Here is a 15,207-nt window from a genome sequence, read left to right as displayed (position 1 = left end):
AACAGGTTATTCGTAGGGGTGAAGCTGAACGTCGAATCCGTTTCCCCACTTTGGTTCGCCTACTTCCCAAGGCATGTCGCCGAGTATCACCGGTACCGGTCAATGGCGCCGGTGCCTCTCGTCGTCAGTACTTGAGCCGGATGGATCGTTTCCAGCATGGACGTTCGGGCGCGAACTTTAGGACCTGAAGTTCGTGAGTTCAACCCTGAATTGCCGCTTTTTCGCATCCCTTTGTCGCACTGCCGGTTGACTGTTTCAGATACTCAACAAAATGCACGGAATACCGCACAGAACGGGGCTTTCGACGCGTTTCTGCATCATCGTCCTACGTCAATTAACGACCGATGACAGAGGGGTGAGTTCAGCGTTTCGGAAGGGGGGTGCGGAGGTTTGTTTGAGGGATGTACGGGGGATCGGCGTTGGGTGTTCCCTCCCCCCTCACCCTCTCCCCGGAGGGTGAGGGGGGAGGGAGAGGGAGCCGCCCGCAGCTGGGTAAGGGAATAGATCCGATCAGGAAGCCTGAGCCACTTCCGCCGGCGACACGATGTTGGTCTTGCGCCCGCGCGAGCGGCCCGAGCTCAGGTAATCGGCGATGGACTCCTGCGTCACCTCGCCGAGGAACTGCCCGTCGGCATCCAGCACCGGCAGCCATGAGCTGTTGAACTCGTACATGCGCGACAACAGGATGCGCAGGTGCTCGTCGTGGCTGGCGGTGACGCGGAACTCGTTGAGGAAGTTGCCGCAGACGCCGTCCTGGCGGCGCATGTCCTTGCGGCGCACGTAGCCCAGGCCCTTGCCGTTGGCGTCGACCACCACCAGGTAGCGGCGATCATCCTCCTCCATCTTTTCCAGCGCCTCGGCGACGCTGGTCTCCGGGTTGGCGGTGACGATGCTGCTGTCGGCGGCATCCTCGGCGCGCACCAGCAGCAGGCGCTTCAAGGTGCTGTCCTGGCCGGTGAAGGCGCTGACGAACTCGTCCGCCGGGTGCGCCAGAAGGGTATCCGGATGGTCGTACTGGAGCAGGCGGCCACTCTTGAACACCGCTACCTTGTCGCCCAGCTTGATCGCCTCGTCGATGTCGTGGCTGACCATGATCACCGTCATGCCCAACTTGCGCTGCAGCTCGAAGAACTCGTTCTGGATCGACTCGCGGTTGATCGGATCCACCGCGCCGAACGGCTCGTCCATCAGCAGCAATGGCGCGTCGGCGGCCAGCGCGCGGATCACACCGATACGCTGCTGCTGTCCGCCGGACAGCTCCCGCGGATAGCGCGACAGGTACTGCTTGGGTTCGAGCTTGACCATGGCCATCAGCTCGCGCGCCTTCTCCTTGCACTTCTGCTTGTCCCAGCCGAGCAGGCGCGGCACGACCATGATGTTTTCCTCGATGGTCATGTTGGGGAACAGGCCGATCTGCTGGATCACGTAGCCGATATGGCGGCGCAGGGTCACTTCGTCCAGCTCGCGGGTGTCCTGGCCATCGATCAGTACACGCCCGGAGGTGGGCTGGATGATGCGGTTGATCATCTTCAGCGTGGTGGTCTTGCCGCAACCGGAAGGGCCGAGGAATACGCAGATCTCGCCCTTCTCCACGGTCAGGCTGACCTTGTCCACGGCGCGGAACTCCTTGCCGTCCTTGAGGGTGAAGGTCTTGGTCAGTTGGTCGAGTTCGATCATGTTCAGTCTCCTGTCTGCGGGCGCAGGCCCTTCGGGGTGAGCGCACGCTGCAGCCACTGCAGCAGCAGGTCGGCGGCGATGGCCAAGAGGCTCACCAGCACGGCGCCGACCACCAGCATGGGCATGTTGGATTGGCTGATGGAATTGAGGATGAGCACGCCCAGGCCACCGGCGCCGATCACGGCGGCAATGGTCATCACGCCGATGTTCATCACCACGGCAGTGCGCACACCGGCGAGGATCACCGGTACGGCGATGGGGATGTCGACCATCCGCAGGCGCTGCCAGAAGGTCATGCCGATGCCCTTGCCGGCTTCGCGGATACCGGGCTCGACGTTGGTCAGCGCGAGGTAGGTGTTGCGCAGGATCGGCAGCAGCGAATAGAGGAACACCGCGGTGATCGCCGGCAGCGGACCGAGGCCCTGGCCGATCTTCGAGTACAGCGGCAGCATCAGGCCGAACAGGGCAATGGACGGGATGGTCAGTACCACGGTAGCCGCGCCCTGCAGCGGCCCGGCGAGCCACTTGAAGCGCGTCATCAGCACGCCCAGCGGAACGCCGACGATAATGGCCAGGCCCACGGCGATGGACACCAGCATCAGGTGCTGCAGCGTCAATTGCCCGACCTGGGTCCAGTCCAGGCGGGAAATCACGGTCATGAAGTCCATGTCAGTTTTCCTCCTGTGCAGGTTGTTCCTCGACAGGCTTGGCCTTGTCGCCCAGCAGGCCGTGCTCGCGCAGGAACTTCTGCGCCACGCGCTGGGGCGGTTCCTGCTCGATGTCGACCTGGGCATTGAGCGCCTGCATGGTCTTGTCGTCGAGCAGATCGGAGATGGGCTCGAACAGGGTCTTCAGTTCCGGATGCCTCTGCAACGCATCGGCGCGCAGGACCGGGGCGGCGTTGTAGAAGGGGAAGAAGTGCTTGTCGTCTTCCAGCACACGCAGCTTGAAGTCCTTCAGGCGGCCGTCAGTGGTGTAGACGAGGCCGACGAACACCTGGCGGTTCTTCAGTGCGGTGTAGACCAGCCCGGCGTCCATCTGCCGCACGTCGTCACGGGTGAAATGGAAGCCATACAGCTCGCTCATCGGCCCGAGGCCATCGGGACGCCCGGCGAACTCCGGGTCCATGGCGAACAGGTGGGCTTTCTTCTCCCCCTGCTCCTTCATCACCCGGGCGAGGTCGCTCAAGGTGCGCACGCCGAGTTTCTCGGCCTGTTCCTCGGGCATCGCCAGGGCATAGGTATTGTTGAACGGCGCAGGCTTGGGCCAGACCAGGCCCTTCTTGCCGTCCAGTTCGCGGACCCTGGCCAGGGACTGCTGGGCATCGAGCTTGTCCTTGACCTTGTTGTAGACGATCAGCGACGAGCCGGTGTACTCCCAGACCAGGTCGAGCTGGCCGCTCTGCTGGGCGCTGCGCGCCAGCGTGCTGCCCAGGCCGTTGGTGACCTTCACGTCGTAGCCCTTGCTCTGCAGGTACTGCGCGGTGATGGCGGTGAGAATGCGCTGCTCGGTGAACGGCTTGCCGCCGATGCGGATCACGTCGGCCGCCTGGGCGACGCCGGTGACCGTGACCAGCAACAGGCCCAGTGCGCCGACCAGGCGGCGTGCCAGGCCGGCTCCCTTCAAATCGATCCCTTTCATTGCGGTCCCTTTCATTGCGTCAGCCCTCGCTCCAGCACGCTGCGGCTGAACAGCACCACCAGGCCATCGAGCACCAGCGCCAGCAGCGCGGTGCACACGGCGCCGAGCAGCAGCTTGGACTGGTCGTCCAGGGCGATGCCGGGGAAGATCAGGCTGCCCAGGCTGTTGGCGCCGATCAGGAAGGCCAGTGGCGCGGAACCGACGTTCAGCGCCAGGGCGATGCGCACACCCCCCATGATCAGCGGAACGGCGTTGGGCAGCTCGACCCGCAGCAGCACCTGGCGCGGTGTCATGCCGATGCCGGTGGCCGCCTCCTTGAGGGAGGCCGGCACGGCGCGCAGGCCTTCATAAGTGTTACGCACGATGGGCAGCAACGAGGCGAGGAACAGGGCGAGAATCGCCGGACCGTTGCCGATCCCGACAATCGCCAGGGCGATGGCCAGCACGGCCAGTGGGGGGATGGTGTTGCCGACGTTGAAGACCTGCATCAGGCGTTCGGCCTGCCCCTGCAGGGCGGGCCGGCTGAGCAGGATGCCAGCGGGAATTCCGACCGCGACGGCGGCCAGCATGGAGGCGAACACCAGGACCAGGTGCGCCTGCAGGTAGAACAGCAGGTCTTCGCGGTACTGCCACAAGGTGGCGGGGGTGATCCAGTGGATCAGCAAAGCCAGAACAACGACTGCAAGGCAGACGCCGAACAGGGCCTTGCCCGTGGTGGTTTTCACCATGGTTGGGGGACTCCCTTCGGGTGCGCGGCGACTGGCATCGCCACGCTCACTTGACGCTCGATCCCGTCCAGAAACCTGATTGGGACCGCGATTAAACGCGACGGGAATCAAGCACTTGCGGATTGCCGTCGCGAAGGGGTGGACCCCGGTCCGTGCCCATCCGTTCAATAAATTTGCCATCCTTCTGCCATCGCGCCACGCCCAGATCGGCGTCAGCCCCCATGGTCCGGGGGCTGCAGCGGTAAACGTTTTTTTCAAAAAAACTCCCATTCAGGTGAACCAACGCACTGCGCCGCTTGCCAAACGCCGAATGCGCCCGGCGATCACGCACGCGGTTTCGCTCAGCGGTTATCATCGGGTCCCTTTCGCGTGCCCCCGACCCATGGATAGGTCACTCGGGGCCGGCGTCTTGCCTACCACGGAGATCCATCACCATGCTTGATCTGGCTGCAGCGTTCATCGCGCTGACCACCCTGCTCACCTACGTCAACTACCGCTTCATCCGCCTGCCGCCGACCATCGGCGTCATGGCCACCGCCCTGGTGTTCTCCTTTATCGCCCAGGGGCTCTCGCTGGCCGGCTACCCCGTCCTGGAAGTCGAGATGCAGGAGATCATCCGCCGCATCGACTTCTCCGAAGTGCTGATGACCTGGTTCCTGCCCGCCCTGCTGTTCGCCGGCGCCCTGCACGTGAACCTGTCCGACCTGCGCAACTACAAGTGGCCCATCGGCCTGCTGGCCACCTTCGGCGTACTGATCGCCACCACGGTGATCGGCTACCTGGCCTACTACACCTTCGCCCTCTTCGGCTGGCACGTGGACTTCATCTACTGCCTGCTGTTCGGCGCCCTGATCTCGCCCACCGACCCCATCGCGGTGCTGGGCATCCTCAAGTCCGCCGGCGCACCCAAGCCGCTGGCCACCACCATCGTCGGCGAGTCCTTGTTCAACGACGGCACGGCCGTGGTGGTCTTCACCATCCTGCTGGGCATCCTGCTGGCCGGCGAGACACCCACCGTGTCCTCCATCGCCTGGCTGTTCGTGCAGGAAGCCATCGGCGGCGTGCTGTTCGGCGCGGCGCTGGGCTACGGGGTATTCCTGATGATGCGCGGCATCGACCAGTACCAGGTGGAAGTCATGCTGACCCTGGCCCTGGTGATCGGCGGCGCGGCGCTGGCGGCCCGGCTGCACGTATCGGCGCCGATCGCCATGGTGGTGGCCGGCCTGATCATCGGTAACCAGGCGCGGCAGTACGCCATGTCCGACGAGACGCGGCGCTACATCGACAAGTTCTGGGAGCTGATCGACGAGATCCTCAACGCCCTGCTGTTCGCCCTGATCGGCCTGGAACTGCTCCTGCTGCCGTTCAACTGGCTGCACGTCGTGGCCGCCTTTACCCTCGGCGGCGCGGTGCTGATCTCCCGCCTGCTCACCGTGGCACCGGCCATCGTCGTGCTGCGCCAGCGGGAAAACGGCCGCCGCCAGGTGCCCGCCGGCACCATCCGCATCCTCGTCTGGGGCGGACTGCGCGGTGGCGTCTCGGTCGCCCTGGCGCTGTCCCTGCCACTGGGCGAGCAGCGCGATCTGATCCTCAGCCTGACCTACGTGGTGGTGCTGGTGTCGATCCTGCTCCAGGGCCTCTCGATCGGCCCGCTGGTGCGGCGCATCTACAAGGGCGCCGAGCCGGTCGCCGACAGCGACCACTGAAGGCCCTCCGAGGGCCCGACGCCTTGCGTCGCCGGGTCTGCCGGCGACGCTGCTGTTTACGCTATAATCCCGCGCTTTTCGGGCCGCTTGCCGCCCGTCTTCACCGAATCGACCAGGCACCCATCCATGAGCATCCAAGCCGCCGAAGTCGCGAAGCGTCGTACGTTCGCGATCATTTCCCACCCCGACGCCGGTAAGACCACCATTACCGAGAAGCTCCTGCTGATGGGCAAGGCAATTGCCGTCGCCGGTACCGTGAAGTCGCGCAAGTCCGACCGCCACGCCACCTCCGACTGGATGGAGATGGAGAAGCAGCGCGGCATCTCCATCACCACCTCGGTGATGCAGTTCCCCTACCGCGAGCACATGATCAACCTGCTCGACACCCCCGGCCACGAAGACTTCTCCGAAGACACCTACCGCACCCTGACCGCGGTGGACTCGGCGCTGATGGTCCTCGACGGCGGCAAGGGCGTCGAGCCGCGCACCATCGCCCTGATGGAAGTCTGCCGCCTACGCGACACGCCCATCGTCAGCTTCATCAACAAACTCGACCGCGACATCCGCGACCCGATCGAGCTGCTCGACGAGATCGAAGCGGTACTGAAGATCAAGGCCGCACCGATCACCTGGCCGATCGGCTGCTATCGCGACTTCAAGGGCGTGTATCACCTCGCCCAGGACAAGATCATCGTCTACGTGCCGGGCCACGGCCACGAGCGCATCGAGACCAGGGTCATCGACAAGCTCGACTCGGACGAGGCGCGCGCACACCTGGGCGACCTCTACGGCAACTTCCTCGAAGAGCTGGAACTGGTGCAGGGCGCCTGCCACGAGTTCGACAAGGACGCCTTCCTCAAGGGCGAGATGACCCCGGTGTTCTTCGGTACCGCGCTGGGCAACTTCGGTGTCGACCAGGTGCTCGACTGCATTGTCGACTGGGCTCCGCAACCGCTGGAGCGTGGTGCCCACGAGCGTACCGTGGCGCCGACCGAGGAGAAGTTCTCCGGCTTCGTGTTCAAGATCCAGGCGAACATGGACCCGAAACACCGCGACCGTATCGCCTTCATGCGCATCTGCTCGGGCAAGTACGAGAAGGGCATGAAGATGCGCCACGTGCGCCTGGGCAAGGACGTGAAGATCGCCGACGCGCTGACCTTCTTCTCCAGCGAGCGTGAGCAGCTGGAAGAGGCCTTCGCCGGCGACATCATCGGCCTGCACAACCACGGCACCATCCAGATCGGCGACACCTTCACCGAAGGCGAGGCGCTGGGCTTCACCGGCATCCCGCACTTCGCCCCGGAACTGTTCCGCCGCGTGCGCCTGAAGGACCCGCTGAAGTCCAAGCAGCTGCGCCAGGGCCTGCAGGAACTGGCCGAGGAAGGTGCGACCCAGGTGTTCTTCCCCGAGCGCAACAACGACATCATCCTCGGCGCCGTCGGTGTGCTGCAGTTCGACGTCGTCGCCAGCCGCCTGAAGGAGGAATACAAGGTCGAGTGCGCCTACGAGCAGATCAACGTCTGGTCCGCGCGCTGGATCGAGTGCAAGGACGAGAAGAAGCTCAAGGAGTTCAAGGACAAGGCCTTCGAGAACCTGTCCGTGGACGGCGGCGGCCACCTCACCTACCTGGCCCCGACCCGCGTCAACCTGAGCCTGATGGAAGAGCGCTGGCCGGACATCACCTTCCGCGCCACCCGCGAACACCACTGAGTTCGCCGCTCACGAAAACGCCCGCCTTGCGCGGGCGTTTTCATGTGCACCAACCTGCTTTCGTAGGAGCGGGCATTCCTTATGGATCGAGCGCCCCGGAGCTCCAGGTGCTCGACGGCGCCGTACCGGTGAACTTGCCCGCGATGGCGCCCTGGGGAATCAGTCGGTCACGGTAGCGGGTGGCGAACAATCCACTCTGCGGCGCCCGCAGGATGTGTTCGCTGCTGGCGTCGCCAGGGCGAGCGATGATGCGCGCGAAGCGCTCACCCGCCTCGATGTGCTCGCCCAGCTCCCGCTCGAAAACCAGGACCCCCGACGCCGGGGCGCACACGGTTTCCATGAAGCCCATGGGCGTGGCGGCACCTGTCCACTCCGGCAACGGCCCGGCATCGTCGACCACACCACGCGCACCGAGGAACCGATAGAGCCCATCGGCATCCTGCTGCGCCAGCGCATCGCTGACGTCACCCTGGCCACGCAGTTCGACCGTCGCCACCAGGCGCCCAGCGAAGCGGCGCTCGGCCAGCCAGGGGGCGATCACCACTTCTTCGAACGCCCCATCGCCGTCGCCTTCCCAGATGATCGCCAACTCTGCGCGTAACGCGGCAGCGAGGTCTTGCGCGGCAGGCCAGAAGCACTCGTGGATGTAGACGTACTGCAGCGCTTCGTCGTCAGTGTGCAGGTCCAGCACAATGTCCGCCGACGCGGCCAGTTCGGCCAGGCGCCTCTGCCACTGCGTGAGGTTATCCAGGGTGCCGCTGGCGGCTGCGGAGGCGATGAAGCCGCGGTTGAAATTGCGCGCGGTCGCGTCGTGGTGGCGTCCGAGAATCCGTCCCTGGCGGAACTGCCCGATGCCGATCGGATTGGCCTGCGGCACCACCGTCACGCTGCCATTGAGTACGCCGCGCTCGGCGGCATCGCGCAGGCGCGGCAGCAGTTCGTGCAGTACCAGCATCCCGGCGATTTCATCGGCGTGCACACCGGCCTGCAAATGCACCTTCGGACCCGGTCTGCCGCCGTCGATACGCCAGGCGCGCACACGCAACTCGGCGCCGGAATCGCCGGGTACGCTGAAGGATACGTCCTCGATCATCTGCACTCCCTCCTCTGTCCTGTCTCTGTCCGAATCGCCCATGGAAATCTTTTTCGGCGCCTCCTAGTATCGAAACCGTTCGCCGCAGAGCGGCACCACGCAACACAGGACGCCCGCCCTTGGATATCCCCCGTCAGAAAGCCCAGCGCGCCACACCCGAGGAACGCCGCGACCACCTCGTGCGCGCCTGCCTCAAGTGTCTGGTCGCCGATGGCCACGCGGGCATTTCGGTGCGCCGCATCGCCAAGGAAGCCGACGTCGCCGTAGGCCTGGTGAACCACCACTTCGGCAGCATCGACGCGCTGGTCGCCCAGGCCTACGAGACCCTCGCCAGCGAGGTTACCCAGGCGCTCTACCAGCAGGTCGACGCGGTTGGCGACGACCCGGCGGCGCGGATGGAAGCCTTCCTCACCGGTTCCTTTTCACCCCAGGTACTGGACCCCGACCTGCTCAGTCCTTGGGTAGTGTTCTGGAGCCTGATCCGCCACTCGCCGCCGGTGAACGAAGCACACGAGCGTGGCTACCACAGCTACCTCGCCATTCTCGAAAAACTCATCAGCGAACTCGCCCGCGCCGAAGGATTCAGCGTGGCCCGCCCGCGCCTTGCCGCCATCGGCCTCTCCGCCATGCTCGACGGGCTCTGGCTGGAGTGGTGCCTGAACCCGACCAACTTCAGCGCCGCCGACGGTCTCGAACTCAGCCGCTGCTGGGTAGAGGGACTTCGCCGCGGCGCCTACGCCTGATCCAGCGCTAGCTCGCCAGATCGTGAGGCGAGCCATGACCTCTCAAACCGCCGTCCTTGCACGACGCTTACCCAGCCAGGAGCGTTGCACCGGTTTCTGCGTCTCACGGCGAACCGGCGTGGCGCGCTCCAGCACCGCGAACAGTGCCTCGATGATGAAGGTCAGGCAGATGTAGATCGCCGCTACCAGCAGCAGCGGCTGGTACACCTGGAAGGTCTGCGCACGCACCACGTTGGCCGCACCGAGCAGGTCGACCACGGCAATGGTGGACGCCAGGGCCGTGGACTTGAGCAGCATCACGCTCTCGCCCGCCAGCGTCGGCAGCAACAGGCGGATGGCCCGTGGCAGCCATACGCGGTAGAGCACCAGCGTGCGGTGCATGCCGAATGCCGACGCGGCCTCCAGCTCACCGCGCGGCACGGCCTTCAGGCCGCCGCGCACCACCTCGCCGACATAGGCACCGACCGAAAGGATCAGCGCGATGACGATGTACCAGAAGCCATCGCGCAGGTAGGGCCAGAGGAAGCTGCCGCGGATCAGCGGGAACTGCGCGAAGAGGCTGCCCAGGCCGTAGTAGAAGATGTAGATCTGCACCAGCAGCGGGGTGCCGCGGATCACGCTGGTGTACGCCAGCGCCAGGCGCGAGACCAGGAAGTTGCGCGACATCCGCGCCAGCGCCACGCCCAGCGCCAGCACGAAGCCCAGCGTGGCGGAAATCAGCAGGATCACCAGGGTGGTGCCCAGCCCCTTGAGCAACAGGGCACCGTAGACGAAAAGCCAGTGTTCGTTCATCGCCGCGCCTCGTTCAGACCGCCGGAATCCAGCGGCGGAAGCGCCGCTCCAGGTAGCCCGCGAACAGGTTGGAAAGCACGGTGAGCACGTAATACAGCGCCGCCGCAGTGAGGTAGAAGGTCAGGTAGTGACGGGTCGAACCGGCAGCCTGCTTGGCCGTGTAGAGCAGCTCGTTGGTGCCCACCACGCTGATCAGCGCGCTGTCCTTGATCAGGTTGACCCACAGGTTGGCCATGCCGGCCAGCGCGTTGGGCGCCATCATCGGCAGGGTCACCCGGCGGAACAGGCCGAAGCCGTGCATGCCGTAGGCGCGCGCCGCCTCGATCTGGCCATAGGGAATCGACTGGATGGCGCCACGGAAGATTTCCGAGGCGTAGGCGCCCTGCACCAGGCCGAGCACAACGATGGCGACCATCATCCCGTTGAGCTTCACCTGGCCGTAGCCGAGCCATTCGAAGAACTGGTTCAGGCCCATGGAGCCGACGTAGAACAGCAGCAGGATCAACAGCAGTTCCGGCACCGCCCGGCACAGCGTGGTGTAACCGCGCGCGAGCATCGCCAGCGGGCGTGGTCCGCCGATCTTGGCGCTGGCCGCGGCCAGTCCGATCAGCAGGCCGACGAGGAAGGCGCCGACGGAAATCTGCAGGGTGACCAGAAGCCCCTTGAGCAGGGCCGGGCCCCAGCCGGAGGGACCGAAGCCAATCAGGTCGAAGATGCTTTGCATGGCCGTCTCCAGAATGGGAGGCTCGGGTTCGTGCCCGCGCGCCGGGTGAGCGCGCGGGCGCGGCTCGCGCCGGGGTCACTGCTTGGGTGCGACGCTCATGCCGAAGTACTTGTCCGACAGCGCCTTGTAGTCGTCGCTGGCGAGCAGCTTGCCGATGGCCTCGTCCATCTTCGCCTTCAGCTCGGTATCGCCCTTGCGCAGGCCGGCGCCGACGCCACGGCCGAACAGCGGGTCGTACTTCACTTCACCCTTGTTGACGATGCCGGCTGCCTGGGCGTCCGGCGACTTGACGAAGGACGCCACGGCGATGCCGTCGGCCATCATCAGGTCGATGCGCCCGGCCACCAGGTCCGCGTTCACCGAATCCTGGGTGTCGTAGTAGCGCACGTCGGCGATCTTCTCGTAGTACTGCTTGAGGTAGTTGGAGCTGACCGTGGAGATCTGCACGCCGATGGTCTTGCCCTTCAGGCCTTCGGGAGTGATCTGCACGTCCACCGCCTGGGGCGCGGCGACGGCGACGGGTGTGTCGTAGTAGGGGCGGCTGAAGGCGATCTGCTTCTCGCGCTCCTCGGTGATGGACAGGGAGTTGAAGATCACATCGATCTTCTTCGCCAGCAGCGCCGGGATGATGCCGTCCCAGGCCACTTCGTCGATCTCGCAGGTCGCCTTCATCTCGGCGCAGACCTTGTGGATCAGGTCCGGCTCGAAGCCGACCCAGCTGCCATCGGGCTGCTTCTGCGAGAACGGCGGATAGGGTTCGGCGGCCAGGGCGAAGCGGATCGTCTCGGCCTGGGCGCTTGCCACGCCGGCCACCAGCATCGCCGCACCCACCATCAGATTGCACAGACCTTTCTTGTTCATCGTGATCCCCTGCATTGTTTTACTTAGTGTTGGGTCACGCTCATCGATGCGCCGACAGCGCGGCATCGGTCAGCGATTCTGGTGCGCGTTGACGAACTGCCGGCAGCGCTCGCTGCGCGGCCGCGAAAAGACCTCCTCGGCGGTGCCCTCTTCTTCGATCAGCCCCTTGTGGAGGAACGCCACGTGGCTGGACACATCGCGGGCAAAGGCCATCTCGTGGGTGACCAGGATCATGGTCCGCCCCTCCTCCGCCAGCGAGCGGATGACCTTCAGCACCTCGCCCACCAATTCCGGATCCAGCGCCGAGGTGGGCTCATCGAACAGCATCACTTTCGGCCGCACGGCCAGCGCGCGGGCGATGGCCACGCGCTGCTGCTGGCCGCCGGAGAGGAACGCCGGGTATTCGTGGCGCTTCTCGGCCAGGCCGACGCGTTCGAGCAGCGCCTCGGCACGCTCGCGGGCCTCGGCCTTGCTTTCGTGGAGGACGAAGGTCGGCGCCTCGATCAGGTTCTCCAGCACGGTGCGGTGCGGCCACAGGTTGAAGCTCTGGAACACCATGCCCAGCTGCGAGCGGATGCGGGTCAGCTGCTTCTGGTCGGCCACCATCGGTTCGCCATGGCGGTTCTGGGTCAGGCCGATGGTCTCGCCGTTGACGGTGACCGAGCCCTGGCTGGGAATTTCCAGCATGTTGATACAGCGCAGCAGGGTGCTCTTGCCCGAACCGCTGGCGCCGATCAGCGAAATCACCTCGCCTTCGCGGGCCGACAGCGATACGCCCTTGAGCACCTCGAAATCGCCGAAGCGCTTGTGGATATCGCGCACCTCGATGACCGGTTTGGACGGCGCTTGCGGCTCCTCTAGGAGCGGCCCGTGCCCGCGACCCGCCTCGGCACGGGGCACAGCACGGACGGAGTCCGCTCCTACGGAATTGGCCTTTGCCGGAAGGGATTCGACGAAGCGGATGATCCGCGCGCAAGCCTCCGCCATGCTCTCGTCGCTCAGCCCGAAGGAGAGCCGCACAAAGCCCTCGGCCTGCGGGCCGAAGGCCGCCGCGTCGAGCACCGAGACGCCAGTGGCATGGAACAGCTGCCAGGAAAAGTCCAGCGAGCTCAGGCCCGTGCCGCGTACATCCACCATGACGAACATGCCCGCCTCGGGCGACAACACCGTCACCCGCGGACAGTCGCTCAGCGCCGCAACGATCAGGTCACGGCGACGGCGGTAGATCTCGCGCATCGACGAGACCACCTCGTCGTGGCGCTGCACCGCTGCGAGCGCGGCTTCCTGCACAAAGCCCGGCAGGCCGTAGAACATGTTCAGTGCGAGGTTTTCCAGGTGCTCGACCAGCGTCTTGTTGGCCACGATCCAGCCGGCGCGCCAGCCCGTCATGGCGTGGGATTTCGACAGGCTGCCGATGCTCAGGGTGCGTTCGGCCATGCCGGGTAACGCGGCAATGCTCTGGTGTTCGCGCTCGAAGGTCAGGCCCTCGTAGACCTCATCCACCACCACCCAGAGGTCGTGCACCTGGGCCAGCTCGGCGATGGCCAGCAATTCGTCGCGGCTGAGCACGACGCCGGTGGGATTGTTCGGGTTGGCGAGGAAGATCGCTCGCGTGCGCGGGGTGATCGCGGCAGCGATATCGGCGGCCTGCGGGCGGAAGCCGTTTTCCGGCCGGGTCGGCACGCCGACCAGCTCGGCCCCGGTGGCCTTCAGGGTGGCCTCGTAGGTGACGTAGACCGGGTCGAACGTAATGACCTCGTCACCCTTCTCCAGCAGGCACATCGCTGCCGCGAACAGGCCATTCTGCGCGCCTGCAACGACGATGACATTTTCGGCACCTACCTTTTGGCCGAAACGCCGCTGATGTAATGCGGCGATGGCCTGGCGAAGTGCCGGTTTGCCAGCTACATCACTGTAGTGGGTGTCGCCGTCGCGCAACGCGGACACGGCGGCCTCGGAGATGAAGTCCGGAGTGGCGAAATCGGGATCGCCGACGCTGAGCACTATCACGTCGCGACCGGATCGCTGGGCAGCGATGGCGGCGTAGTGAATATCCCAGGCGGCGACGCCGGGTCCGACCATCCTGTCCACAAGCGACGAATAACGCATGCAAGGGCCTCATCCGAATGACGGAATGTCCTGCAGGAGGGACCGCAGGAGCGTTGGGCCACCATAGCCAAGGATGAACGAGTGTTCAACAGTGTTTTCCGACATCAAACATGTCGTTTTCAGATCGTTCTCTCACCGACTTCCGCCGATCGGGTGCTGCATGTCGCAAGTCCGACCGACGAACGGAATAACGACATCCACTTAACGGCTTCTTAACGAACACCCCCGTAGCGTTCTCTCACCCCCTGACAGAGCCGGCACGGCCTTTGGAACACCACATGGAAATGCCCTTCCTCCCATTCTCCCGCCCCAGCATTGGCGAGGAGGAGATCCAGGCAGTCAATGAAGTCCTGCGCTCGGGCTGGATCACCACCGGGCCGAAAAACTCGGAACTGGAACAACGCTTCGCCCAGTCGATCGGCTGCCGCCATGCCGTGGCGCTGTCCTCCGCGACCGGCGGCATGCACCTGGCGCTGCTGGCGCTGGGCATCGGCCCGGGCGACGAGGTGATCACCCCGTCGCAGACCTGGGTGTCCACCGCCAACATGATCAGCCTGCTGGGCGCCACGCCGGTGTTCGTCGACGTCGACCGCGACACGCTGATGACCGACGCCGCGCGCATCGAGGCCGCGATCACCCCGCGGACCCGCGCCATCGTTCCAGTGCACTACGCCGGCGCCGCCTGCGACATGGATCCGATCGACGAACTCGCCCTGCGCCATGGCATCGCCGTGATCGAGGACGCCGCCCACGCCGCCGGGACCTTCTACCGCGGCCGCCCGGTCGGCCAGCGCGGCACCGCGATCTTCTCGTTCCACGCGATCAAGAACCTCACCTGCGCCGAAGGCGCCATGTTCGTCACCGATGACGAAGCCCTGGCCAACCGCGTGCGCACCCTGAAATTCCACGGCCTGGGCGTCGACGCCTACGACCGTCTCACCCACGGCCGCAAGCCGCAGGCACAGGTGGTGGAGCCGGGCTTCAAGTACAACCTCACCGACATCAACGCCGCCATCGCGCTGGTCCAGCTGCCCAAGCTCGAGGCCATCAACGCCCGCCGCGCCGAACTGGCCGCCGGCTACGCCTCGCGCCTGGCGCACCTGCCGGTGCAACCGCTGGCGGTGCCGGACTACCCGCAACACCACGCCTGGCATCTGTACGTCCTGCGCATCGACGAAGAGCGCTGCGGCATCGACCGCGAAGCCTTCATGCAGGGCCTGCAGCAGCGAGGCATCGGTACCGGCATCCACTTCATCGGCAGCCACCTGCACAGCTACTACCGCCAGCGCTACCCGCGCGTGCAACTGCCCAACACCGAGTGGAACTCCTCGCGGATCGTCTCCATCCCGCTGTTCCCCGACATGACCCAGGCCGACCAGGACCGTGTGGTCGACGCCATCGAAACCCTGATTCGGTAACGCCA

General features: G+C 65.3%; 13 protein-coding genes. 4 read left to right on the top strand and 9 right to left on the bottom strand.

What is annotated here, in order from left to right:
- Nucleotides 1-510 precede the first annotated feature (510 nt).
- From AC1ZV1_RS05250 to AC1ZV1_RS05235, 4 genes are read right to left on the bottom strand one after another with little or no spacing between them, the layout of a single operon-like run.
- Nucleotides 511-1,677, bottom strand: a complete 1,167-nt coding sequence (locus AC1ZV1_RS05250; protein ID WP_484295811.1) for an osmoprotectant ABC transporter ATP-binding protein OsmV — start codon at nucleotides 1,675-1,677, stop codon at nucleotides 511-513.
- 2 nt (nucleotides 1,678-1,679) lie between these two features.
- A complete protein-coding gene (locus tag AC1ZV1_RS05245; RefSeq protein WP_484295810.1) occupies nucleotides 1,680-2,345 on the bottom strand; it encodes an ABC transporter permease in 666 nt (221 codons plus the stop codon).
- A 1-nt stretch (nucleotide 2,346) separates the two neighbouring features.
- On the bottom strand, nucleotides 2,347-3,318 hold the full coding sequence (locus tag AC1ZV1_RS05240) for a glycine betaine ABC transporter substrate-binding protein (RefSeq protein ID WP_484295809.1): 972 nt from the start codon (nucleotides 3,316-3,318) through the stop codon (nucleotides 2,347-2,349).
- Nucleotides 3,319-3,329: 11 nt separating this feature from the next.
- Nucleotides 3,330-4,046 carry an ABC transporter permease gene (locus AC1ZV1_RS05235; protein ID WP_484295808.1) on the bottom strand — a complete coding sequence of 239 codons (717 nt, stop codon included), beginning with the start codon at nucleotides 4,044-4,046 and terminating at the stop codon, nucleotides 3,330-3,332.
- Nucleotides 4,047-4,480: 434 nt separating this feature from the next.
- On the opposite strand from AC1ZV1_RS05235, the gene AC1ZV1_RS05230 reads away from it, so the two are divergent.
- Entirely contained in the window at nucleotides 4,481-5,752 is a 1,272-nt protein-coding gene (locus tag AC1ZV1_RS05230; RefSeq protein ID WP_484295807.1) for a cation:proton antiporter, read from the top strand.
- Between the two features lie 126 nt (nucleotides 5,753-5,878).
- Entirely contained in the window at nucleotides 5,879-7,462 is a 1,584-nt protein-coding gene (locus AC1ZV1_RS05225) for a peptide chain release factor 3 (protein ID WP_484295806.1), read from the top strand.
- Between the two features lie 79 nt (nucleotides 7,463-7,541).
- Here AC1ZV1_RS05225 and AC1ZV1_RS05220 read toward each other — a convergent pair whose 3' ends face one another.
- Nucleotides 7,542-8,555, bottom strand: a complete 1,014-nt coding sequence (locus tag AC1ZV1_RS05220) for a M14 family metallopeptidase (RefSeq protein WP_484295805.1) — start codon at nucleotides 8,553-8,555, stop codon at nucleotides 7,542-7,544.
- A 119-nt stretch (nucleotides 8,556-8,674) separates the two neighbouring features.
- On the opposite strand from AC1ZV1_RS05220, the gene AC1ZV1_RS05215 reads away from it, so the two are divergent.
- Nucleotides 8,675-9,298, top strand: coding sequence for a TetR/AcrR family transcriptional regulator (locus tag AC1ZV1_RS05215; RefSeq protein ID WP_484295804.1), 624 nt, complete (start codon nucleotides 8,675-8,677; stop codon nucleotides 9,296-9,298).
- A gap of 42 nt (nucleotides 9,299-9,340) precedes the next feature.
- On the opposite strand, the gene AC1ZV1_RS05210 is transcribed toward AC1ZV1_RS05215, so the two are convergent.
- The 4 genes from AC1ZV1_RS05210 to AC1ZV1_RS05195 form a co-directional block, all read right to left on the bottom strand.
- Complete coding sequence (locus tag AC1ZV1_RS05210; protein WP_484295803.1) at nucleotides 9,341-10,090, bottom strand: ABC transporter permease; 750 nt, start codon at nucleotides 10,088-10,090, stop codon at nucleotides 9,341-9,343.
- A 13-nt stretch (nucleotides 10,091-10,103) separates the two neighbouring features.
- Nucleotides 10,104-10,814, bottom strand: coding sequence for an ABC transporter permease (locus AC1ZV1_RS05205; RefSeq protein ID WP_484295802.1), 711 nt, complete (start codon nucleotides 10,812-10,814; stop codon nucleotides 10,104-10,106).
- Nucleotides 10,815-10,889: 75 nt separating this feature from the next.
- Nucleotides 10,890-11,675, bottom strand: coding sequence for a transporter substrate-binding domain-containing protein (locus tag AC1ZV1_RS05200; RefSeq protein ID WP_484295801.1), 786 nt, complete (start codon nucleotides 11,673-11,675; stop codon nucleotides 10,890-10,892).
- 69 nt (nucleotides 11,676-11,744) lie between these two features.
- A complete protein-coding gene (locus tag AC1ZV1_RS05195) occupies nucleotides 11,745-13,784 on the bottom strand; it encodes an aminotransferase class I/II-fold pyridoxal phosphate-dependent enzyme (protein WP_484295800.1) in 2,040 nt (679 codons plus the stop codon).
- Nucleotides 13,785-14,062: 278 nt separating this feature from the next.
- Here AC1ZV1_RS05195 and arnB point away from each other — a divergent pair, with 278 nt between their 5' ends.
- Entirely contained in the window at nucleotides 14,063-15,202 is a 1,140-nt protein-coding gene (gene arnB / locus AC1ZV1_RS05190) for a UDP-4-amino-4-deoxy-L-arabinose aminotransferase (RefSeq protein ID WP_484295799.1), read from the top strand.
- The last annotated feature ends 5 nt before the right edge of the window (nucleotides 15,203-15,207 follow it).

Source organism: Pseudomonas sp. BB438, assembly GCF_057180225.1.
Note: the sequence above shows the minus strand (reverse complement) of the source record. Positions and strands in the feature narration are given on the sequence as shown.